Below are 22,011 nucleotides of genomic sequence, written 5' to 3'. Positions count from 1 at the left end.
GCCGCCGGCGCCGGAGCAACCGGCTCCGCAGGCGCCGCGACCGGCGGAGGCGGCGGTGCCGGCGGTTCGGCCGGCGTGGCGACGGGGGCCGGCATGGCCGCCGCCGGGGCGGCGGGCTCGGGCGTCGGCACAGGGGTGGCGACGGGGACCGGAGCTGGTGCCTTCGCCTCGGCCGCCAGCGCCGCATCGACGCAGGCGGTCAGCGCGGCCACCGCCTTGCGCGATCCGGCAAGCGGAAGGCTGGCGGTGTTCTTGCCGACCGTGACGCTGATGCTGCGCCCATCCTGGAGACCCGCCTGCAGAGCGGGCACGCGCGGGATCACGATCACCAGACCGAGGTCGGTCATCGTGCCTTCGGTCTTTTCGGGAGCGCCGCGGTCGATGGCGTACCGCACGGTTTCCTTGGTGCCGGGTGTCAGCGTCCATCGGCTGTTGGTCACGGCGACCGACAGGTCGCGATCACGGTTCATGAGCAGGGACAGCGAGGTGGTCGGGCCGGGCTTCGCCGTCATGGCGCAGCGATCGAAGCGTCCGGCGGCGTCATAGCCCCGCGACCCCGACCAGTTGCGCAGGCCCGCCGCCTCGAACGTCTCCGACCGTTGCGCGTACGCCGCACCAGACACGCACACAACCATCGCTCCACACAGGAGCGCCATCCTCAGCCGCATTACCCGTTCCCCATCTGCCCCATCGGGACGGCGATCGTCGCGCCGCCACCCTGTCCGAACGGATTATGCTTGGGCTTTCGAACGAAGCAAAGAGGAAGCTGGCCGGGGCCTACGCCGCACCCGCCATCATCAGGCCGAGACGCCTTTCGTCGGCCGCCTCCGGCGTCACCTCGCCGACGATCTGGCCATCGAACATCACCAGAATACGGTCGGACAGACCGAGGATTTCGTCCAACTCCACCGACACCAGCAGGATCGCCTTGCCCTCGTCGCGCAGCCGCACGAGGCGGCGGTGGATGAACTCGATGGCGCCGATGTCCACGCCACGCGTCGGCTGTCCCACCAGCAGCAGGTCCGGGTCGCGCTCGATCTCCCGCGCCAGGACCAGCTTCTGCTGGTTGCCGCCGGAGAAGTTGGCAGCCCGCAGATCCGGGTTCCGCGGGCGTACGTCGTACGACTCCATGTCCCGCTCACAAAGGGAACGTACGGCGCCCCAGTCCATGCGAACGCCGCGGTTGCAGGCGGGATCGCCCTGATGGCCGAGAATGACGGACTCGCGGGCGGTGAACTGCGTCACCAGCCCGACCTTCTGCCGGTCCTCCGGCACATGGCCGACCTTGAGCGCGCGCAGCCCGCGCGCGTCGAACGCGCGGCTTCCCGTCAACTCCCGGTCCTTCAGGTGGATGGAGCCGGCGGCAACCGGGCGCATGCCGGCCAGCGCCTCCAACAGCTCCGACTGGCCGTTGCCGGACACGCCGGCAACGCCGACGATCTCGCCCGCGCGTACGGTGAAGCTGGCGTCCTTGACCCGCGGCACGCCCTTGCCGTCCAGCACGGTCAGCCCGTCCACGGCCAGCACCACGTCGCCGGGCCGCGCGGGCGCCTTGTTGACGCGCAGCAGCACCTTGCGCCCGACCATCAGTTCGGCCAGCCGTTCCTTGTCCGTTTCGGCCGTGCGGACGGTGGCGACCACCTCCCCCCGGCGCATCACCGTGACCGAATCGGTCAGCTCCATGATCTCGCGGAGCTTGTGGGTGATGATGACGATGGTCTTGCCCTGGCCTTTCAGCGCCCGAAGGATGCGGAAGAGATGGTCCGCCTCCTGCGGCGTCAGCACGCCGGTCGGCTCGTCCAGGATCAGGATGTCGGCGCCGCGGTAGAGCGCCTTCAGGATCTCGACCCGCTGCTGGGCGCCGACCGGAAGTTCCCCGACCGGCCGGTCCAGCTCGACCTCCAGCCCGTAGTCGCGGGCGAGGCGCTCCAACTCCGCCCGGGCGCGATCAAGACCGCGGCCCAGCGTGGCGCCGCCCTCCGCCCCCAGCAGCACATTCTCCAGCGCAGTGAAGGGGTCAACCAGCATGAAGTGCTGATGGACCATGCCGACGCCGGCGGCGATGGCGTCGCGCGGGCTGCGGATGTCGGACGGGCGGCCGTCGATCCGGATCTCCCCGCCGTCGGCGGGGAGGTAGCCGTAGACGATGCTCATGATCGTCGACTTGCCGGCGCCGTTCTCGCCGACGATGCCGTGGATGCTGCCTTTGGCGACGGTGAAGGACACGCCCCGGTTGGCGTGGTTGGAGCCGAACCATTTCTCGACCCCGCGCAGGTCGAGGGCCGGAGGGGGCGTGTCCGTCATGCCGCCGCGGCTCAGGGCTGGTAGGGCTTCACGTTGATCTGGCCGGCGACGATCTTCGCCGCCGCGTCGTTCACCGCCTTCTCCATCTCCGCGGTGACGAGCCCACGGTTGTGTTCGTCCAGGGCCCAGCCGACGGCACCCTCCTTCAGGCCGAGCAACCGGTGGCCCGACTGCCAAGTGCCGTCCTTGGCCGACTTCATGCAGCCGTGCACGGCCACGTCCACGCCTTTGATCATGGAGGTCAGCATGGAGCCGGGGTGCAGCCAGTTCTGGTTCGAATCGACGCCGATGCCGAGCTTCTTGTTGTCCGCGGCGGCCTGGAGCACGCCCAACCCGGTCGCCCCGGCGGCGGCGTACACCACGTCGCTGCCGCGGTCGAACTGGCTCTTCGCCAGCTCCGCACCACGGGTGGGGTCGTTCCAGGCGGCGGCCGTGGTGCCCGTCATGTTGGCGATCACCTCGCCCTGCGGGTTCACGTGCTTCACCCCCTGCTCGTAGCCGACCAGGAAGTTGCGGATCAGCGGGATGTCCATGCCGCCGACGAAGCCGACCTTGCCGGTCTTCGACGCCATGGCGGCCAGCATGCCGACCAGGAAGGAACCTTCCTGCTCCTTGAACGTGAAGGACTGCACGTTGGGCAGGTCCAACGCCTCGTCGATCAGGCAGAATTTGACCTTCGGAAACTCCTTGGAGACCTTCTCGATGGGGGCGGCCTGGGCGAAGCCGACGCCGACGATCACGGTGGCGCCGCGGCGGGCGAGGTTGCGCAGCGCCTGTTCGCGCTGCGCCTCGTTCGTCACCTCGAACTCACGGTAGGCGATGCCCGTCTCCTGCTTGAAGCGCTCCGCACCCCGGTAGGCCGCCTCGTTGAACGACTTGTCGAACTTGCCGCCCATGTCGAACACCAGCGCGGGGGCGAACTCCTGGGCCGAGGCGGTGCCGCCGGCCATCGCAACCGCCATCGAGAGCACCGCGAAAAAGCGCTTCATCCTTCCCCTCCACATCCTGCGCGTGGATGGGAAGGATAGCCGCGAAACCGCTGGCGACAACTGGATTTCGCGGTGCCACGTGCCGATTGCGGCGCGGCCCGCGGCAACGTCGCGACCGGTCGCCGGTTGACAGGGGGGGACGGCCCACGATATCACGCGCCCCATCCCCGTACCGGCACCGCCGGCCGGCGACGGGGGACGACGTCAGGACCGTCGCCTTCTCCGCACGGGCCGGAGATACACCGTTCCGCCATGGGGCGGATCGGGGCATACTCCGAACGGTCGAACTGCGCTGGAAGGACGCGGCCGGTGGTGCATGAACTGATGGTGCTGCTGCAAGGGGTGGTTCTCGGGATCGCCATCGCAGCGCCCGTCGGGCCGATCGGGCTCCTGTGCATCCGCCGCACCATCGAGCATGGCCCGATGATGGGCTTCACAACGGGCATGGGGGCCGCGGTCGCCGACACCATCTATGGCGCCGTCGCCGCCTTCGGCGTGTCGGCGGCGGTGGGCTACCTGCGCGACCACCAAATCGTCTTCCAGCTCGTCGGCGGCATCTTCCTGATGGTGGTCGCCATCCGCACCTTCCGCCAGAGCCCCGCCGCCGAGCAGCGGGAGGCGGACGCCGCACCGGACAGCCGCACCTGGGTGGGCGGCTTCATGACCGGCCTGTCGCTGACCCTGACCAACCCCGCCACCATCATGGCCTTCATCGCCATCTTCGCCGGCTTCGGGCTGGGCGGCGATCTCGGCCGCTTCGACGCGGCCACGCTGGTGTTCGGCGTGTTCATCGGGTCGTCGTTGTGGTGGCTGACCCTGTCCTCGATCGTCGCCTCGATCCGCCACCGCTTCTCCGACCGCCGGCTGGTCATGCTGAACCACTACACCGGCGTGGCGCTGGCCGGTTTCGGCATCTGGGCGCTGGGGAGCGCCGTCACGGGGATGGCCAGCTTGGCGATGAGCTGACACGCCGGCAGGAAGAACACGGGTTGGCTCACCCGCGGGCCGGACGCGTCTTTGCACGGACCTCCAACCGCGATACCGCGCGCTTGCGCTCGTCCGGAAAGGCGATGTTCCGGCGGTCGAGTTCCGCGCGCAGGTCGACCGGCGCGGGAACATCGGAGTCGCCGAGGCTCTCCCAAATCTCACCGATGAGATCCAGGCGCTCCTGAGTGGACAGGTGACGGAATTCGACGGTTGCCATGGGAGGCATGCACCCGGATGCAGAGGCCATCGCATGGAAGAGTGCCACCCGGCCGCGCCTCGGTCGAGCGCGTGGCGGTTCACAGGATCCGGACGCACGAAGGGCCTCTCCCCGATCGGGAAGAGGCCCCGGCACCGGCCGCCAATGCGGTCAGAACTCAGCCCTTCAGCGCGCGCTCCGCGTCCAGCGTCACGGCCACCGCATGAAGGACGGCCGCGATGCGGATGACGTCCTGCACCGCTTCCTTGGTCGCACCCTTGGTCAGCACTTCGTGCTCGTGCGCCTCGATACACATGCCGCAGCCGTTCACGGCGGACACCGCCAGCGACCACAGCTCGAAATCCAGCTTGTCCACGCCGGGGTTGCCGATGACGTTCATGCGCAGCCGGGCCGGCAGCTTCTTGAAGTCGGGGTTCGAGGACAGGTGGACGAAGCGGTAATAGATGTTGTTCATGCCCATGACCGCCGCCGCCGCCTTCGACGCGGTGAGCGCCGCCGGGGTCAGGTGCTGGGCCGCCTCCGACTCGATGGTGCGGAGCAGGTCGTCGTTGCGCGACGCGATGGCGGACGCCAGTGCCGTTCCCCAGATCTGCTGCGCGGTGAGGTTCGGCGAGGTCAGCACGCCGCCCAGGTTGAGCTTCAGATCCTTGGCGTAGTCGGGCAGCGAGGCCTTCAGGTCGTCGAGCGACATGGAAATCTCCGGGGGAGGACGAAAGGGATCAACGAATGGTAGAACGGGCGGGCGCCCTGGATGTGTGGGGACGGGCGCCCGCCCGCGCGTCAGGCTGCCTTGCGGGGGGCTCAGGCGGCCTGGAGCGTGGACTCACCCTTGTTCCAGTTGCAGGGGCACAGCTCGTCCGTCTGCAGGGCGTCGAGGGTGCGCAGGATCTCCTGCGGGTTGCGGCCGACCGACAGGTCGTAGACCGACACGTGGCGGATGATGCCCTCGGGATCGACCACGAAGGTGGCGCGCAGGCACACGCCCTCGGTCTTGTCGAGGATGCCGAGCTCGGTGGACAGCTCACGCTTGATGTCGGCCAGCATCGGGAACGGCAGGGCCTTCAGGTCCTCGTGGTGGACGCGCCAGGCGTGGTGCACGAACTCGCTGTCGGTCGAGGCGCCGTAGACCACGGCGTCACGGTCGTTGAACTCGCCGTTCAGCTTGCCGAAAGCCGCGATCTCGGTCGGGCAGACGAAGGTGAAGTCCTTCGGCCAGAAGAAGAAGATCTTCCACTTGCCGGCGTCCGACTGGTCGGTGATCTGGGCGAAGGCCGACTTCGGATCGGTGGAGACGGTGGCCTTGAGGTCGAAGGACGGGAACTTGTCGCCAACGGTCAGCATATTCTCTCGCTCCTGTTGCGGCCTGGCCGGTTGCGGCCTGAATGCGGCGCAGTGTTGTTTAGAACGGTTCGAAACATGATCGCAGCGCAGCATGCGGTCAAATTGTTTTTTCCGACCGTAGCGATAGGAAGCGCCGATCGACGGCGATCGCAGGACGGCACGACCGTTCGCGTTATTTCGGTCTGGATCGGATCGTTTGTCGGGAGCATCTTGCGCGTGCCCACCACCGGAAAGGGAGCGCCGGCGGGGGATGGATGCCACGGCGATGCCGTGATCCGGCGCGAAGCTCCCGCGTATGTGCAATGACGTCGGCACGAATCACCGGCGCGCCCGTGCCGCAGGACCTGTCATGAACCGTTCCGTCGTCATCGCCGCTTTGATCACCGTCGGCGCGACCGCCTGGGTCCTGTCCGGCCAGTTCGGTGAGCCGAAGACCGAATCGCCCGCCCGCCCGAACGCCGACTCCGCCGCATCCGCATCGACCGAGGCGCCGCTCCAGTCCGTGCGAGTCATGCGCAGCGTCGCACGCCCCATGGTGAACGAGGTGGTCCTGCAAGGCCGCACCGAGGCCTGGCGCACCGTGGACATGCGCGCCGAGGTGCGCGGCCGGGTGGAGGCGGTTCTGGTGGAACGCGGCCAGCCCGTGCGCACGGGCCAGCTCATCGCCCGGCTCGCGGTCAACGAGCGCAAGGCCATCCTGGACCAGGCCCGCGCCCTCGCCGCCCAGCGCAAGATCGAGTTCGAGGCGGCGCGCACACTCAACCAGCGCGGCCACGCCGCCGATGTCCAGCTCGCCGCCGCCCGCGCCCAGCTCGACGCCGCCGAGGCCGCCATCCGCAAGGCCGAGGTGGACCTCGCCAACACCGAATTCCGGGCGCCCTTCGACGGGGTGCTGGACAAGCGGCCGATCAACGTCGGTGACTTCCTGGACGTCGGCAACCCGGTGGCCAGCGTGGTGGATCTCGATCCCATGCGGGTGGTGGGTTTCGCCACCGAACGCCATGTGCCGCAGCTCCGGCCGGGGGTGGTCGGGCACGCCCGCATCGTCGGCGGCCGGGAGGTGGAGGGACGGATCGCCTATGTCGCCGCGCAGGCCGACGCCCTCACCCGCACCTTCCGGGTGGAGATCGAGGTGCCCAACGCCGACGGTGCGATCGTGTCCGGGCTGACGGCGCAGATCCGGCTTCCTGTGGAGCAGCGCCCGGCCCATTTCGTTCCGCCCTCCGCCCTGTCGCTGGCGGATGACGGAACGGTGGGCGTCAAGGCGGTGGAGGCCGACGACACCGTGCGCTTCCTGCGCGCCGAGATCCTGGGCACCACGCCGGACGGCGTGTGGCTGGACGGCCTGCCGGCGGAATTCCGGCTGATCACCGTGGGGCACGAGTACGCCGCTTCCGGCAGCCGGGTGAAGCCGGTGGAAACGACCGGCGGGGGCGCGTCGTGAACGGACTGATCAACGCGGCCCTCGGCCGTTCGCGCACGGTGCTGGCGACTTTGGCCCTGTTGCTGATCGCCGGCTGGATCGCCTACCGCGACATCCCGAAGGAGGCGGCACCCGACGTCAACATCCCCATCATCTACGTCTCGATGCATTACGAGGGCATCTCGCCCGAGGACGCCGAGCGCCTGTTGCTGCGCCCCATGGAGCAGGAGCTGCGCACCATCGAGGGCGTGAAGGAGATGCGCTCCACCGCCTACCAGGGCGGCGGCAACGTGATCCTGGAGTTCGAGGCCGGCTTCAACGCCGACAAGGCGCTGCAGGATGTGCGCGAGCGCACCGACCGCGCCAAGTCCGAGCTGCCGCAGGAGACCGACGAGCCGACGGTGAACGAGGTCAACCTGTCGCTCTTCCCCGTGCTGGTGGTGATCCTGTCCGGCGACGTGCAGGAGCGCACGCTGCTCCAGATCGCCCGCGCGCTCAAGGACCGGATCGAGGGCATCCCCGCCGTGCTGAGCGCGGAGATCGCCGGCGACCGCGAGGAGCTGGTGGAGGTCGTGGTCGATCCCATGCGGGTGGAAAGCTACGGCCTGAACCCCGCGGACATCGCCCAGCTCTTCAACCGCTCCAACCGGCTGGTCGCCGCCGGCAACCTCGACACCGGCCACGGCCGTTTCCCCATCAAGGTCCCCGGACTGTTCGAGACGGTCGAGGACATCTGGAACATGCCGGTGAAGGTGAACGGCGATGCCGTCGTCCGTTTCCGCGACATCGCGGAGATCCGCCGCACCTTCAAGGATCCCAACACCTTCGCCCGGGTCGGCGGCAAGCCGGCCATCGCGCTGGAAATCTCCAAGCGCAGCGGCGAGAACATCATCGACACCATCGCCCAGGTGCGCGCGACCGTCGACGCCGAGCGGGCCTACATGCCCGCGAACCTCGTCGTCACCTACTCCCAGGACCAGTCGGAGCACATCCGCACCATGCTGGGCGACCTGGAGAACAATCTGGCCGTCACCGTGCTGCTGGTGATGGTGATTGTGGTGGCGACGCTCGGGATGCGCACCAGCACGCTGGTGGTGGTGGCGGTGCCGGGTTCGTTCCTGACCGCGATGCTGGTGCTGGCCGGCATGGGCCACACCATCAACATCGTGGTGCTGTTCGGTCTGATCCTGTCGGCCGGCAACGTGGTGGACGGGGCCATCGTCGTCACCGAATACGCCGACCGCAAGATGGCCGACGGCATGGACAAGCGCCGCGCCTACTCGCTCGCGGCACGGCGCATGGCCTGGCCGATCATCGCCTCCACCGCCACGCAGCTCGCCGCCTTCGCACCGTTGCTGCTGTGGCCGGGCATGGTGGGCGAGTTCATGAAGTTCCTGCCGATCAGCCAGTTCGCCACCCTGTCGGCGGCGCTGCTGATGGCGCTGATCTTCGTGCCGGTGCTGGGCGCCCTGTTCGGCAAGCCCAACGCGCCGCTGCACCCGATGGCGCCCGCCAACCGCATGGCCGCCGACCTGGACGACAGCGACCCGGTGGAGGAGCGGCGTGAACTCAAGGGTTGGTATGTCGATGTGCTGTCCACCGCGCTGCGCCACCCGGCCAAGGTGCTGGCGGGCAGTGCGGTGCTGCTGGTCGGCATCCAGGGCTATTACGCGCTGCACGGCAACGGGGTGGAGTTCTTCCCCGACGTCGAGCCCGAGGTGGCCATGGTGCTGGTGCACGCCCGCGGCAACCTGTCGGTCTGGGAGCAGGACGCGCTGGTGCGCGAGGTGGAGGAACGCATCCTGCCGCTCGACGCCTTCACCAGCGTCTACACCCGCGTCGGCCGCACCGGGTCCGGCAACGCCGGCGGTCCGGGCGGCGGCAATCTGGCGGAGGACGTGATCGGCCAGATCACGGTGGAGTTCAAGGACTGGAAGCTGCGCCCGCCGGCCGACACCGTGCTGACGGAGATCCGCGACCGCACCGCCGACATACCGGGCATCATCATCGAGCCGCGCAAGCAGGAGGGGGGGCCGCCCACCGGCAAGCCGTTGCAGCTCCAGCTCGGTGCCCGCGACCCGTCGATGCTGGAGGGTGCCGTGCAGCACATCCGCCGGGGTCTGGACACGGTCGGCGGGCTGGTGGACGTGGAGGACAGCCGCCCCCTGCCCGGCATCGAGTGGCAGGTGTCGGTCGACCGCGCGCAGGCCGCCAAATTCGGGCTGGACGTCACCGCGGTGGGCGACGCCGTGCGGCTCGTCACCAACGGGCTGAAGCTGGCCGAATACCGGCCGGACGATGCCGACGACGAGATCGACATCGTCGTCCGTTACCCGAAGGAACTGCGCTCGCTCGACCAGCTCGACCAGCTCCGCATCGATACCGGCAAGGGCAGCGTGCCGCTGTCGAACTTCATCAACCGGTCGGCCAAGCAGAAGGTCGGCCAGATCGATCGCGTCGACGGGATGCGGGTGATGACCGTGAAGGCGGATGTCGCCACCGGCGTGCTGGCCGACGACAAGGTGCAGGCGATGCGGCAGTGGCTGACCGCCAACCCGCTCGACCCGCGCATCGTCGCCACCTACAAGGGCGAGGACAAGGAGCAGAAGGAAAGCGCCCAGTTCCTCAGCCGCGCCTTCCTGGCCGCCATGGCGATCATGGCGATCATCCTGGTGACGCAGTTCAACAGCTTCTACTCGGCCTTCCTGATCCTGACCTCGGTGCTGCTGTCCACCATCGGCGTCACCATCGGCCTGATCCTCACCGGCCAGACCTTCGGCATCGTCATGACGGGGGTGGGCATCATCGCGCTGGCCGGCACGGTGGTGCAGAACAACATCGTGCTGATCGATACCTACGACCAGTACAGGCACACGGAACCCAGCGAGTTCCAGGCGATCCTGCGCACCGGGGTGGAGCGCGCGCGCCCGGTGCTGTTGACCGCCTTCAACACGGTGCTCAGCCTGCTGCCGCTGGCCTACGGCATGAACATCGACCTGCTGACGCGGGAGGTGACCTTCGGCGCGCCGGCGACGCAATGGTGGGTGCAGCTCTCCACCGCCATCGTCTTCGGCCTGACCTTCGCCACCATCCTGACCCTGATCGTCACCCCCTGCGCCCTGATGCTGCGCGTCAACCTGCGGGAATGGCGGAAGAAGGAGGAGCGGCTGATCGGCGGCTGGTGGCGCCGGCGTTTCCGCCGCAGCCACCCGCGCCAGGACAACAGGCGGCTGCAGGACGCCGCGGAGTAGTGTTATCCTGCGCAACGCTTTCCGGAGCCGGGGCACCGCCATGGACCGCCAGGACGCCGATTACGAGCAGGATTTCTACGCCTGGACCCAGGCGCAGGCCGCCGCGATCCGCCGCGCCGGCGCCTCCCGCGTCAACGCCGACATCGACTGGGAGAATGTGGCCGAGGAGATCGAGAGCTTGGGCCGGAGCGATGTCCGCAGCGTGCGCAGCCATCTGGAAACCATCATCGAACATCTGTTGAAGCTGATGGTCTCACCGGCCACCGACCCGCGCCGCGGCTGGCGCCGCAGCGTCGGAAACGCCCGGATCGACATCGAGACCTACCTGACCCGATCCCTGCGCAACGACATCGAACCGGTGGTCGGCGACATCTACCGCACGACCCGCCGGAGGGCCGCCCGCGGGCTGATCGACGACGAGTTGAGCATCGGCGACCTTCCCGAACAGTGCCCCTGGACGCTCGACCAGCTTCTGGACGAGGAGTTCTGGCCGGAGAACCGGCACGGGCTCGTCTGACCTACACCCCCCGGCCCATCAGGATGCAGCCGCCCTCGCGCGGCAGGCGGGGGTGCCACGGCACCGGGACATGCGCGAGTTCGGCGAAGCCCTGCGCCTCGTAGAGGCGCCGCGCCGCGAGGTTGTCGGCCCAGACGTGCAGCGACATGCGGGAGAAGCCGCCCGTACGCGCCCGTCCGTACGCCCAGTCCAGCAGACGCAGGGCGTGGCCGGCGCGCCGGTGGTCCCGGTGCACGGCGATGGCCGACAGGAAGTAGCTGCCCCAATCCTGCGTGCGGTCGAAGGCGGCGAGGTGGTCCAGCCGGTCCTGCGGCAGGAAGCTGCGGTCGGCGTCGCGCATCCAGTCGGTGGGATAGGCGTGCACCGCACCGACGATCCGGTCGCCGCACACCGCCACCGCGCATTGCCGGTGCGAGAAGGAACCGCTGCGTCCGGCAATGCCGGGCGTCAGCATCTCCGCAGCCGCCACACCCGGCACCAGCCCGTCGAGCAGGAACTCGTACACCCCGCCGCCGGCCATGGTGACGAAACGCGCGACGTCGGCGGCGTCATCGGGCTCGGCGGGGCGGATGGTCGCGTCGGCTGACCGGATCGGCATCGGTTGGTCCCACATGTCGCGGAACGCCGGGTTGACCCGGCGGCCCGACCGGTCTACGCTCCGCCCCATGCTCGGACAAGCCTTCCCCTGCGCGCTGCGAATTATCCGCCCGGTCCTCCTCTGAGGGCCGGGGCCGTCTTTCGCATCCACAGCGCCATCAGACCGGGAAGAGCATCCATGTCGTCCGTCAGCACCGCTGCCTTGGCAGCATCCCCCGAAGCCCGTGCCACCGACCCCGCCCGCCTCGTGACATTCACGCTGCGCACGGACGCCGATCCCGGCGTCCTGCCGCGCGTGCTTGAGCTGGTCGCCAAGCGCGGGCTGGTGCCCGAACTGCTTACCAGCCGCCGTCACCCCGACAGCGAGACGCTGTCGATCGAGATGGAAGTGGCCGGCATGGTGCGGCACGAGTCCGACCATGTCGCCAACTGCCTGCGGGCCATCCCCCTGGTGATGCAGGTGCTGGCGACCGAACGCTCGCTCGCCTGACCTCAGCCGTCTTCCCGCGCCTCGACCGGCCGGACATCCTGAACCTCCCCCGGCTCCTCGGCGGGAGGTGTCTGGATCAGAGCGGCTGCGGCCTGGAGGCGCTGGAACTGCCGGATGGAAACGGGAAAGCTCGCCATGTAGGCGAGGCCGATGGCGACCAGCGTCCACCAGGGCTGGCTGGCCAGTGCCGCGGCGAGCAGCCCCACCCCCACCAGCACCGGCACCACATACTGCTGCGGCACCCGCACGCTCTTGAAGGAGAAGGTGGGGATGGTGCTGACCATCAGCCCGGCGATCAGCAGGGTCCACGGCACCACCAGGAGCGGATGCCCGGCCCAATCCGATCCGGCCTCGAAGCCCAGGATCATCGGCAGCAGAGCCAGCGCCGCCCCGGCCGGTGCCGGCACGCCGGTGAAATAATTGAAGGCCCAGGGCGGCAGGTCGGGCGCACCGAGGCGGGAGTTGAAGCGGGCCAGACGCAGCGCGCAGCAGACCGCGAAGGCCAGCGCCGCCACCCAGCCGAAGGTCCCCGCACCGTTCAGCGTCCACAGATACAGCAGCATCGCCGGCGCCACACCGAAACTGATGACGTCCGACAGGCTGTCGAGTTCGGCGCCGAACTTGCTCTGGCCGTTCAGCATGCGGGCGATTCGCCCGTCCATGGCGTCGAGCACCGCGGCGATGACGATCGCCAGCACCGCCGGTTGCCACCGGTCGGCCATGGCGAAGCGGATGCCGGTCAGTCCGGCGCACAGCGCCAGGACGGTGATGGCGTTCGGCAGGATGGTGTTGAAGGGCAGCCCCTTCAGCCGCGGGTGGGTGCGCCGGGGGCGCCGCGCCCCCGGTGGCCGGGCCCGGAACATCCGTTCGCGGAAGACCTTCGGCCGCTTCATCGGCGGACCTCGCCGAGACGCTGCGGCTCGGGCGAATGCAGGTCGGCCAGCACGGTCTCTCCCCCGATCATGGTCTGCCCCACGCACACCAGCGGCTGCACCCCGTCGGGCAGATAGACGTCGGTGCGGCTGCCGAAGCGGATGAGCCCCATCCGCTCGCCCGCCCGCACCGGTACGCCCGGCGCCAGGGTGCAGATGATGCGGCGCGCCACCAGCCCGGCGATCTGCACATAGGCGATCTCCCGCCCGTCGGGCAGACGGTGGCGGATCGCCATCCGCTCGTTCTCGGCGCTGGCCTTGTCGAGTGCCGCGTTGAAGAACTTGCCGGGGCGATATTCCGTCTTCACCACCGTGCCTTCCGCCGGCACGCGGTTCACATGCACGTTGAAGACGTTGAGGAAGATGCTGATCCGGGTGAGCGGGCGGTCGCCCATTTCCAGCTCCGGCGGCGGCACGGCCGGGACGATCATGATGACCCGCCCGTCGGCAGGGCTCACCATCAGCCCGTCGCGGACGGGGGTGGTGCGCTCCGGATCGCGGAAGAAATAGACGCACCAGGCGGTGACCACCAGCCCGATCCAGCCGAGCGGCTCCGCCACGGCAAGGCCAAGGACCAGGGAGACCACCGCGAAGCCGGCGACGAAGGGCCAGCCGGCGCGGTGGATGGGGACGAGAACGGTATCGATGGCCTTCATCGACGTGGACTTTGCTCATGCTGTGGCGGAAGCCGCGGATGATAGCGGGAGACCGGGGACCTTTACAGAATTTTAGCAGCAAGAGCCCAAGCTCCGGACACTCCACCGGACTGTAATGGATGAGCGCCGTGTCCGTTCCGCTCGTTGCCCGCCTCGACGCCATCCACTCCCTGGCCGAAGTCGCGCCGGAATCCCTGCCCATCGGGATGAACGCCATCTTCATGACGCCGGAGGGGGTGCTGGGCATCGCCAAGCCGCCGCGGTCCTCGCGTCTTCGATTCGTGGTCGAGGGTTTGCCCTTCAACGCCGCGGTCAGCCCCGACGGGGAGGAAGCCGTCTGTCAGATCTGGGCGGAGGTCGGGCACATCCCCTACACCGCGCAGTCGCCCGACCGGCGACGCAACCTGCTGACCATACTCGGCGGCATCGGCGATCTGAAACACGCACGCTTCGTGGTGCAGGAGGGGCAAAAAATCCTGCTGTTCTCCGAGTCCCGCATCGGGGGGCATGTGCGGCCGGAGGATCTGGCCCACCAGACCATGCTGATGGTGCAGGAAGCACGGCCCTTCCTGCGTCTGCTGGCCGAATATCTCTGACACCGACGGTCGGTGGTTCACGCGGCCCGGTTATCGCCTTAGACTTGCGCGGCGATAGCGGAGGTCCTGTGATGTTCGAATCCTTGTCGATGGTGGCCGGCCTCTTGGCGGCGGTCATGGGTTATCAGGTCGCCACCGGTTCGGTGGGATCCGTGCTTCTCCACCCCACGGAAGTCCCGCCGTCGATGGAGGAGCGCGGTTTTTCGGGCGAGGTGTTCAACAGGTTGGTTCTGGAGGAGATCGACCGGCACGAATTCATCGCCGGCTCCGATTTCGGAACCCAGACCGTGCAGACGGAACGGAGTGATTTTAACGTCGATCTCGAGATCGCGGAAATCTCACTCACTCCGGTGCGCAATGCGGCCTTCCGCACGCTGGGTTTCATCCAGTTCGAGTTCGACGGCGCGGTGGTGGAGGCCGGCGAGCGGCTCGAGATGCACATGGCCGGCAATGCCCGCGGGCGCAGCACCAGCACCGTCCTGTCGGCTCCGAAGGAGGATCCGGCGGCGCTGGTGCGGGCCACCGCCGAATACATGCTGACCTCGATCGACCCGATGAACGCGCTGAAGGTCCAGTTCGCGGCGGATGCGGAGTCCCGTGATTTCACAAAGACGCTGGCGCTGGCCGACAAGGCACAGTTCCATTTGCCGCTCGAGGTCCACCCCCAGCTGTTCAATCTGGTCGGCCGCGCCTATCACCTGGCCGGGCGGACCAAGGAGGCGGCCGACATGTACAGCCGTTCCCATGAGCTGGATCCGAATTACGCCGCCCCGCTTGCCAATCTGGCGGTGATGAGCGAGGCATCCGGCGACATGGCGAAGTCCCGTGAATACACGAAGAAGGCGCTCGCCCTCGATCCCCTGATGCCGCACTTCTACCGCGACTGGGGTCGGGCCTATGCGGAAGCCGGCCTTTACGGCCGCTGCGTGAGCAATTACGAACGCTTCCTCAAGCTCGGTGAGCCCAAGGCGGAGGACTACTACCGCATGGCCGTCTGTCTGCGGGAGACGGGGCGGACGGACGACGCCACCGCCATGTTCCAGCGTGTCTCCGCCCTCGACCCGCGCGCGGCGGTGCTGGCGATCCGCTGATCGATCCGACGGCCCGGTCAGTTCGACGCCGGAACGGCGAAGATCTGGCCGGGGTAGATCAGATCGGGATCGCGGATCTGCTCGCGGTTGGCTTGGTAGATGGTGGTGTAGCGATAGCCGTCGCCGTAGGACTTCATCGCGATGCGCCACAGGCTGTGGCCCGGCTGCACGACGATGGAGCGCCCCTCCGGAAGGTCGGGCGGCACGTCGGACATCTGCACCGGCATCTCCACCCGCGCCGTCACCTTGCCGTCCTCGGCCACCTGGTCGGCGCGCAGGGTGTAGAGGCCGGGGTCGATCGGCCGGTCGGGGCTGAGTCGCCAGCGGCCGTTCGGATCGGTGTGGGCCCGCCCGACCAGGACATTGTCGAGATAGAGCTGCACCGAGCCGCCCGGACGCCCGCGCCCGCCCAACGCCACCCGTCCTTCACGGTCGTAGTCCAGCGTCTCGACGCTCACACCACCAGGGGGCAGCGGCAGCTGGGCCGCGGGCGGCGGAACCACGGTCGCGGCGGTGCCGGGCGTCGCATCCGCCCGGAGCGCCTCGGCGGCGGCCGGCGGCACCTGAAGCACGGTGGCGGCACCCGTGCCGGCCCGCGGAACCGCGACCGCCAGCGCACCCGCCGGCTCGGCCACGGGGCGCCCGGCGATGTCCCGGTCGTGCTCCGGCACCACCAGAACGACCACCCGCTCGGACGCGACCGGCGTCGCATGACCGGCCCGTTCGGTCAGGCTCAGCTCGCGGCTGCCGGCCGGCAGCGGCCGGCCGGGCAGCAGCACCCATTCCCCGCGACGGTCGGCGGTGACATCACCGAGCGGATCGACACCGTCGCGCACGGTGACGGTGGAGCCGGGAGTCGCCCGCCCGGCGATCACGGCCTCCCCGTCCGGGGTCACGCGGACCACGTCGAAGCGGGGACCAACCTCCTCCGCGGCAACGGAGGGCGGGGCTGCCGGCAGCGGTGCCGCGGCCGGCCTGGCGGGGGGCTCCGCGACCGGCGCGGCGGCAGCCGGCGGGGAAACCGGACGCATGGCGGCGGGGCGCGGCGGCGGTGTCGCCGCACTCGGGGCGCTCATGTCGGGTGGCACCGGCACCGGGGGCGGGTCGATCCACAGGGCGTAGGCGGAGGCGAACATGGCCGCAGCGCCCGCGCCAATGAACAGCAGATTGCCTTTCACCGTCGCCACCGAAAAGCCGGCCTTTGCCGGACGCTGGAATTGTCATGCGATTATCAGGGCGTAAGCCGTCCGGATCAACGGCGAAGCGGTGGCATGAACACCAAAACGCGCAGACCTCCCCCGCGGTTGACGGTGATGGGACCGCTGGGGTGCGAACCCATTCCGCCCCTTGCGCGACCGGCTTGTGATGCCGACGATGATGGTGTAACCGGCTGCGACCCCGGCGGGCTGAACGGGCCGCTTGGCCCAACGATGTGGAAGGGTGCACGGGATATGATCCTCCCGAACTCGGTGTGTGTGTATTGCGGCGCATCCAGCCGCGTGTCCGACCGCTACAAGAAGGCGGCCCACGATCTCGGCACCGGTCTGGCGTCGCGCGGCGTGCAGCTGGTGTATGGCGGCGGACGCGTCGGGCTGATGGGCATCGTGGCAGACGCCGCCATCGCCGCGGGCGGTCGCGTGGTCGGCATAATCCCCGAGCACATCCAGGTGCTGGAGGTGGAGCACACCGCGCTGGCCGAGCTGCACGTGGTGGACAGCATGCACACCCGCAAGCGGATGATGGTCGACCGGTCCGACGCCTTCGTGGTGCTGCCCGGCGGGCTGGGCACGCTGGACGAGACCTTCGAGGTCTTGACCTGGAAGCAGCTCCGCCTGCACGACAAGCCGATCGTGATCGTGGATGAGGGCGGCTACTGGGCGCCGCTGGCCGGGCTCGTCGACCACATGATCGGGGAAGGCTTCTGCCAGCCCGGCCACCGCAACCTGTTCCGGATCGTGGACCGCGTGGAGGACGTGTTCGACGCGCTGGCGGCCGAGCCGGAACCGTCCTTGCCGCCCGCATCCAAGTGGCTGTGAGCCCCCGCCTGCGGCAAAGCGCCATTCCTCCTCGGGCATAAGGCCGCGGCTTCCTTTTGGCCGCGACGCGGTGCTATAGAATGGGCCGTCAGCCTCCGCCCCGGTGCGCGTGTTTTCGCGCGGCCGGAGACAGGGACACGCCCGTTGGATGGCGCGCCCGGCGCCCAAGATAAAGACCACGCCCTACCCCAAGGGGAGATTTTGCACCCATGACCAAGATCAAGGTTGTCAATCCGGTCGTCGAACTCGACGGCGACGAGATGACGCGCATCATCTGGCAGTTCATCAAGGACAAGCTGATCCTGCCGTACCTCGACGTCGAGCTGAAGTACTATGACCTGGGGATCGAAAGCCGGGACGCGACGGAAGACCGCATCACCATCGAGGCGGCCAACGCGATCAAGCAGTACGGCGTCGGGGTGAAGTGCGCGACGATCACGCCGGACGAGGCGCGCGTCAAGGAATTCAACCTGAAGAAGATGTGGAAGTCGCCGAACGGCACCATCCGCAACATCATCGGCGGCACCGTCTTCCGCGAACCCATCGTCTGCTCGAACGTGCCGCGCTACGTGCCGGGCTGGACGAAGCCGATCATCATCGGCCGCCACGCCTTCGGCGACCAGTACAAGGCGACCGACTTCAAGGTGCCGGGTCCGGGCAAGCTGACGATCAAGTGGGAAGCGGCCGAAGGCGGTCAGGTGATCGAGCACGAGGTGTTCGATTTCCCCGGCTCGGGCGTGGCCATGGGCATGTACAACCTGGACGATTCGATCGCCGGCTTCGCCCATTCCTCGTTCCTGTACGGGCTCGACCGCGGCTACTCGGTCTATCTGTCCACGAAGAACACGATCCTGAAGGCCTATGACGGGCGCTTCAAGGACATCTTCCAGGAAATCTTCGACAGCGAATACGCCGACAAGTTCAAGGCGAAGGGCATCGTCTACGAGCACCGCCTGATCGACGACATGGTCGCCTCGGCGCTGAAGTGGGAAGGCGGCTTCGTGTGGGCCTGCAAGAACTACGACGGCGACGTGGAGTCCGACGTGGTGGCGCAGGGCTTCGGCTCGCTGGGCCTGATGACCTCGGTGCTGATCACCCCCGACGGCCGGACGGTCGAGGCGGAGGCCGCGCATGGCACGGTGACCCGCCACTACCGCGAGCACCAGAAGGGCAAGGAGACCTCCACCAACCCGATCGCGTCGATCTACGCCTGGACGCAGGGCCTCGTCTACCGCGGCCGCTTCGACGACACGCCGGATGTCGTGCGCTTCGCCGAGACGCTGGAGAAGGTGTGCGTGGAGACGGTGGAGTCCGGTCACATGACCAAGGACCTTGCCATCCTTATCGGCCCGCAGCAGCCGTGGCTGACCACCACCCAGTTCCTCGACAAGCTCGACGAGAACCTGAAGAAGAAGATGGCGGCCTGGGGCTGATTCGCTCCGGTCATAGTCCAAGCACCGCAAGCCCCCTTCCCACCCGCGGGAAGGGGGTTTTTTCGTTCCCCCTTTCCCTTCCGACCCCATCGCACCACCTGTACATCCGGCAATCACGGATGAGGGCGATGACCGAAGGATTGGGCGACCGGGCGACCGCGGCACCGGCAGGCACGGCGACGGCCCTTTTGCACCGGATCCGCGATCACTTGCGGACCGACCACGTGACGTTCGGGGAACTTCTCGACCATCTGGGCGAGCGCGCGCCGGGATTTCTGCTGGTTCTGCTGTCCATTCCCGCCATCGTGCCGACCCCCGGCGTGCCGGCCGGCCTGGTGTTCGGAACGGTGCTGGCGTTGGTGTCGCTGCAGATGATCGCCGGTCAGCAGGCGCTGTATGTGCCCGGCTGGCTGTCGCGGCGGCGTGTGAGCAGCGGTGTGGTCCACGGCATGCTGGTGCGCGCCGTACCCGTGATGGACCGGATCGAGCGGTGGCTGGCGCCGCGTTACGCCGCCCTGACGCGGCCGGCCATGCTGCGCCCACTCGGGTTCCTGGTGCTGGTGATGGGTGTGTTGATCGCCCTTCCCATCCCCTTTGGCAACACGGTGCCGGGGATCGCGGTGTTGGTCATCGCTTTGGGGCTGATCATGCGCGACGGGTTGGCTGTCGCGGCGGGCGTCGCTTTGTCGCTGCTGGCCGTCGCGGTATCCGCCGGCCTGATCGCCGCCGGGTACTGGATGGTGGTCACGGCGACCGCCTGACCGCCGGATGTGGTGGTCCGGAGCCTGACCGGCTCCGAGCCCCCATTCGCCATATGTTGCGTGATCCGTCGATCCGGTCAGGCGGCGCCGACCGAACGATCCTCGTCCCGCTTTTTGTTGTTCGGTTGATAGGCCACCGCCGCATGCTCCGCGCAATAAGGGAGCCCGGCGAGGGCCGGCTTGCCACAGAAATGGAAATCCTGGTGCTTTGGATCGCCAACCGGCCATTTGCACATGCGCTCGGTCAGATTCAGAATGGTCGCGCCCCGCGAGGGCTTCTTCTTGATGGGCGACGGCCGGCCGGACAGACCAAGGCGGTGTGCCTTGCCGATCACCGCGTTCCTGCTGATGTCACCCAGGGCATCGGCGATTTCGCTCGCGCTCAGCCCTTGTGACCAAAGTTCCTTCAGTCGCTGAACCCGCTCGTCCGTCCAACTCATTCCCTGTCTCCACTGGTCCGGTTCCCCGTTCCCCAGGCCGGTGCTTATGCCCCCCGGCGAATCCGCCGTTTTCCATAAAGCGCAACATTTTGTGCCGGCCTCAAAGGAAGCTACCAGATAAACGCCTAGGGTGGTAGGGGGTTCAGACAACAAACCTGTGCAAAAGTGGCAGTATCACTCGACTCCGCCACGCGCATCATGCGTTCGGTGAAACATCCGCTTCGATGCCGATCCGAGCCAATCGGAATCGCCCGAAGTAACTCTTTGGAATCCCGCGAGGATTCCCAAGACGGCGCGACACTCCGTCGCCACAGCGGCGCCGCGTCCGATTTCCGAAATACACACGCATGGCGCGCGGTGCGGCGACCAGCCGCACGCTCCTACGTGGACTGGATAGTATGCATGCGAAGCCTGACCATGGCTGTAAAAATCCGTGTGACAAGGATGGGGTCGCGGGGGCGCGTTCATGCGGCGGAAAAGCCGGACTTGCCGTCGAAATTGCACAGGTTCTCGGTCTGGATGAAGTCCAGCCCGGCCGCCCCGATCCGCCCCAGAAGCTCGACGATGTCGGCGTGCGTCGCCTCTCCACCCTCGCGCGCCAGGAAACGGCAGCGCCAATGGTCGGTGCAGAAGGCACCGGTGTTGCCGTCCGGCCAGACCTTCTGGCTGCGGTTGGAAATGGCGGACAGGTTGAGGGCCGGCGTGGACAGCGGCGCCAGCAGCCCGCCCAGCTCGGCCGGCGGTCCGCCGGACCAGTGGATGAAGACATCGACCCCGACCAGCGTCTTCACGGCCGGCTGGCGCTCGCCGATGCGGATGCCGCGCCAGAAGGTTGGCGCGTTGCTCTCGTACCCGACGCTGGGCAGCGTCGCCGGCACCTCCCCAAGCCGCTCCACCACGGCGGCGGCGAAGGCGCCGGTCCCCACCCGGTAGCGGCTGACCCCGCGGGAGAAGATGTCCACCGTGTGCACGCCGTCCTCGATGGTCTTGAGCCAAGCGTTGTGCACCCGCGCGGCCACGTCGCCCTGCCCCACATGCACCAGCATCATCACCCCGGCCATCAGCAGGCCGGACGGGTTGGCGATGCCCTGCCCCGCGATCATCGGGGCGGAGCCGTGGATCGCCTCGAACATGGCGCAGCCATCGCCGATGTTGGCGGAGCCGGCCAGCCCGACGGAGCCGGTGATCTGCGCCGCGATGTCCGACACGATGTCGCCGTACAGGTTCAGCGTGACGATCACGTCGAACCGTTCCGGCTGGTCGGCCAGCCGGGCGGCGCCGATGTCCACGATCAGATGATCGGCCTTGATCTCCGGATACTCCCCCGCCACCTCCTGGAAGATGCGCAGGAACAGGCCGTCCGTCAGCTTCATGATGTTGTCTTTGACGAAGGCCGTCACCTTGTTCCGGTGGTTGGCCCGCGCGTACTCGAAGGCGTACCGGACGATGCGCTCCGACCCCGGCCGGGAGATCAGCTTGACCGACTGGATCACGTCGTCGGTCTGGCGGTGCTCGATCCCGGCGTACAGGTCCTCCTCGTTCTCGCGGATGATCACCACGTCCATGCGCGGGTGGCGCGTACGCACGTACGGATGATAGGACACGCAGGGCCGCACGTTGGCGAACAGCCCCAGCGTCGTGCGCGCCGTCACGTTCAGCGACCGGAAGCCCTGCCCCTGCGGCGTGGTGACCGGCCCCTTCAGCAGCACGCCGGTGCGCCGCACCGACTCCCAGGCCGCCGGGTCGATGCCGCCCGTATGCCCCTTGCGGTAGGCCGCCTCCCCCGCCTCGATCCGCTCCACCGACAGCCGCGCGCCGGCCGCGTCCAGCACGCCCAGCACGGCGTCCATGACCTCCGGGCCGATGCCGTCGCAGGGGGCGACCGTGATGGGGATGGCGTCAGGCATGCTGGACAAGGCTCCGTCGGGGCGGGCGGACGCTACACGGTTC

The 22,011-nt window shown here is 68.3% G+C and carries 22 protein-coding genes; 10 read left to right on the top strand and 12 right to left on the bottom strand.

Annotated elements, in window-relative coordinates; translation table 11 throughout:
- From HL658_RS05085 to HL658_RS05075, 3 genes are all read right to left on the bottom strand, one after another.
- Positions 1-623, bottom strand: a 623-nt coding sequence (locus tag HL658_RS05085) for a hypothetical protein (RefSeq protein ID WP_180287623.1), incomplete at its 3' end; no start/stop codon positions are given.
- A 154-nt stretch (positions 624-777) separates the two neighbouring features.
- Positions 778-2,304 (bottom strand): ABC transporter ATP-binding protein, encoded by a 1,527-nt coding sequence (locus HL658_RS05080; protein ID WP_180280753.1) that lies wholly within the window; start codon positions 2,302-2,304, stop codon positions 778-780.
- Positions 2,305-2,315: 11 nt separating this feature from the next.
- Positions 2,316-3,293 carry a BMP family lipoprotein gene (locus HL658_RS05075; RefSeq protein ID WP_180280752.1) on the bottom strand — a complete coding sequence of 326 codons (978 nt, stop codon included), beginning with the start codon at positions 3,291-3,293 and terminating at the stop codon, positions 2,316-2,318.
- A 309-nt stretch (positions 3,294-3,602) separates the two neighbouring features.
- Here HL658_RS05075 and HL658_RS05070 point away from each other — a divergent pair, with 309 nt between their 5' ends.
- Positions 3,603-4,259 (top strand): LysE family translocator, encoded by a 657-nt coding sequence (locus HL658_RS05070; RefSeq protein ID WP_343055012.1) that lies wholly within the window; start codon positions 3,603-3,605, stop codon positions 4,257-4,259.
- A gap of 28 nt (positions 4,260-4,287) precedes the next feature.
- On the opposite strand, the gene HL658_RS05065 is transcribed toward HL658_RS05070, so the two are convergent.
- The 3 genes from HL658_RS05065 to HL658_RS05055 all read right to left on the bottom strand — a co-directional run bounded on the left by HL658_RS05065 (position 4,288) and on the right by HL658_RS05055 (position 5,838).
- Positions 4,288-4,497, bottom strand: a complete 210-nt coding sequence (locus tag HL658_RS05065; protein WP_180280751.1) for an addiction module protein — start codon at positions 4,495-4,497, stop codon at positions 4,288-4,290.
- A gap of 157 nt (positions 4,498-4,654) precedes the next feature.
- Positions 4,655-5,188 (bottom strand): alkylhydroperoxidase, AhpD family, encoded by a 534-nt coding sequence (ahpD, locus tag HL658_RS05060; RefSeq protein ID WP_180280750.1) that lies wholly within the window; start codon positions 5,186-5,188, stop codon positions 4,655-4,657.
- Between the two features lie 110 nt (positions 5,189-5,298).
- Positions 5,299-5,838, bottom strand: coding sequence for a peroxiredoxin (locus tag HL658_RS05055; protein WP_180280749.1), 540 nt, complete (start codon positions 5,836-5,838; stop codon positions 5,299-5,301).
- A 349-nt stretch (positions 5,839-6,187) separates the two neighbouring features.
- On the opposite strand from HL658_RS05055, the gene HL658_RS05050 reads away from it, so the two are divergent.
- From HL658_RS05050 to HL658_RS05040, 3 genes are read left to right on the top strand one after another with little or no spacing between them, the layout of a single operon-like run.
- Complete coding sequence (locus HL658_RS05050; protein WP_180280748.1) at positions 6,188-7,282, top strand: efflux RND transporter periplasmic adaptor subunit; 1,095 nt, start codon at positions 6,188-6,190, stop codon at positions 7,280-7,282.
- Positions 7,279-10,512, top strand: a complete 3,234-nt coding sequence (locus HL658_RS05045; RefSeq protein WP_180280747.1) for an efflux RND transporter permease subunit — start codon at positions 7,279-7,281, stop codon at positions 10,510-10,512. Before HL658_RS05050 ends, HL658_RS05045 begins: the two co-directional genes overlap by 4 nt.
- Positions 10,513-10,552: 40 nt before the next feature.
- Entirely contained in the window at positions 10,553-11,029 is a 477-nt protein-coding gene (locus HL658_RS05040) for a DUF29 domain-containing protein (protein WP_180280746.1), read from the top strand.
- A 1-nt stretch (position 11,030) separates the two neighbouring features.
- Here the strand turns inward: HL658_RS05040 and HL658_RS05035 are convergent, their stop codons facing one another.
- Positions 11,031-11,627: a GNAT family N-acetyltransferase gene (locus tag HL658_RS05035; protein ID WP_180280745.1), complete on the bottom strand. Its 597-nt coding sequence runs from the start codon at positions 11,625-11,627 to the stop codon at positions 11,031-11,033.
- 177 nt (positions 11,628-11,804) lie between these two features.
- Here HL658_RS05035 and HL658_RS05030 point away from each other — a divergent pair, with 177 nt between their 5' ends.
- A complete protein-coding gene (locus tag HL658_RS05030) occupies positions 11,805-12,116 on the top strand; it encodes a hypothetical protein (protein ID WP_180280744.1) in 312 nt (103 codons plus the stop codon).
- A 2-nt stretch (positions 12,117-12,118) separates the two neighbouring features.
- On the opposite strand, the gene pssA is transcribed toward HL658_RS05030, so the two are convergent.
- Positions 12,119-13,009 (bottom strand): CDP-diacylglycerol--serine O-phosphatidyltransferase, encoded by an 891-nt coding sequence (pssA, locus tag HL658_RS05025; RefSeq protein ID WP_180280743.1) that lies wholly within the window; start codon positions 13,007-13,009, stop codon positions 12,119-12,121.
- A complete protein-coding gene (locus HL658_RS05020) occupies positions 13,006-13,704 on the bottom strand; it encodes a phosphatidylserine decarboxylase (protein ID WP_180280742.1) in 699 nt (232 codons plus the stop codon). Before HL658_RS05020 ends, pssA begins: the two co-directional genes overlap by 4 nt.
- Positions 13,705-13,823: 119 nt before the next feature.
- Between HL658_RS05020 and HL658_RS05015 the strand changes: the two genes are divergently transcribed.
- Both HL658_RS05015 and HL658_RS05010 read left to right on the top strand, forming a co-directional pair.
- Positions 13,824-14,300, top strand: coding sequence for a hypothetical protein (locus HL658_RS05015; RefSeq protein ID WP_196242060.1), 477 nt, complete (start codon positions 13,824-13,826; stop codon positions 14,298-14,300).
- A gap of 71 nt (positions 14,301-14,371) precedes the next feature.
- Positions 14,372-15,391, top strand: a complete 1,020-nt coding sequence (locus HL658_RS05010; RefSeq protein ID WP_180280741.1) for a tetratricopeptide repeat protein — start codon at positions 14,372-14,374, stop codon at positions 15,389-15,391.
- Positions 15,392-15,408: 17 nt separating this feature from the next.
- On the opposite strand, the gene HL658_RS05005 is transcribed toward HL658_RS05010, so the two are convergent.
- Positions 15,409-16,569 carry a LysM peptidoglycan-binding domain-containing protein gene (locus tag HL658_RS05005; protein WP_343055011.1) on the bottom strand — a complete coding sequence of 387 codons (1,161 nt, stop codon included), beginning with the start codon at positions 16,567-16,569 and terminating at the stop codon, positions 15,409-15,411.
- A 273-nt stretch (positions 16,570-16,842) separates the two neighbouring features.
- Here HL658_RS05005 and HL658_RS05000 point away from each other — a divergent pair, with 273 nt between their 5' ends.
- The 3 genes from HL658_RS05000 to HL658_RS04990 all read left to right on the top strand — a co-directional run bounded on the left by HL658_RS05000 (position 16,843) and on the right by HL658_RS04990 (position 19,621).
- Complete coding sequence (locus HL658_RS05000; protein ID WP_180280740.1) at positions 16,843-17,427, top strand: LOG family protein; 585 nt, start codon at positions 16,843-16,845, stop codon at positions 17,425-17,427.
- Between the two features lie 209 nt (positions 17,428-17,636).
- Positions 17,637-18,860, top strand: coding sequence for an NADP-dependent isocitrate dehydrogenase (locus HL658_RS04995; RefSeq protein WP_180280739.1), 1,224 nt, complete (start codon positions 17,637-17,639; stop codon positions 18,858-18,860).
- Positions 18,861-18,979: 119 nt separating this feature from the next.
- Positions 18,980-19,621, top strand: coding sequence for an exopolysaccharide biosynthesis protein (locus HL658_RS04990; RefSeq protein ID WP_343055010.1), 642 nt, complete (start codon positions 18,980-18,982; stop codon positions 19,619-19,621).
- Between the two features lie 77 nt (positions 19,622-19,698).
- Here the strand turns inward: HL658_RS04990 and HL658_RS04985 are convergent, their stop codons facing one another.
- Together HL658_RS04985 and HL658_RS04980 are read right to left on the bottom strand one after the other, a co-directional pair.
- A complete protein-coding gene (locus tag HL658_RS04985; protein ID WP_180280737.1) occupies positions 19,699-20,061 on the bottom strand; it encodes a GcrA family cell cycle regulator in 363 nt (120 codons plus the stop codon).
- Positions 20,062-20,525: 464 nt separating this feature from the next.
- Positions 20,526-21,968, bottom strand: coding sequence for an NADP-dependent isocitrate dehydrogenase (locus HL658_RS04980; protein WP_180280736.1), 1,443 nt, complete (start codon positions 21,966-21,968; stop codon positions 20,526-20,528).
- Positions 21,969-22,011: the final 43 nt, after the last annotated feature.

Source organism: Azospirillum oleiclasticum (genome assembly GCF_013423485.1).
In the GTDB taxonomy this organism is placed as follows: domain Bacteria; phylum Pseudomonadota; class Alphaproteobacteria; order Azospirillales; family Azospirillaceae; genus Azospirillum; species Azospirillum oleiclasticum.
The sequence above is the reverse complement of the archived record's forward strand: the minus strand, read 5'-3'. Positions and strand labels throughout refer to the sequence as shown.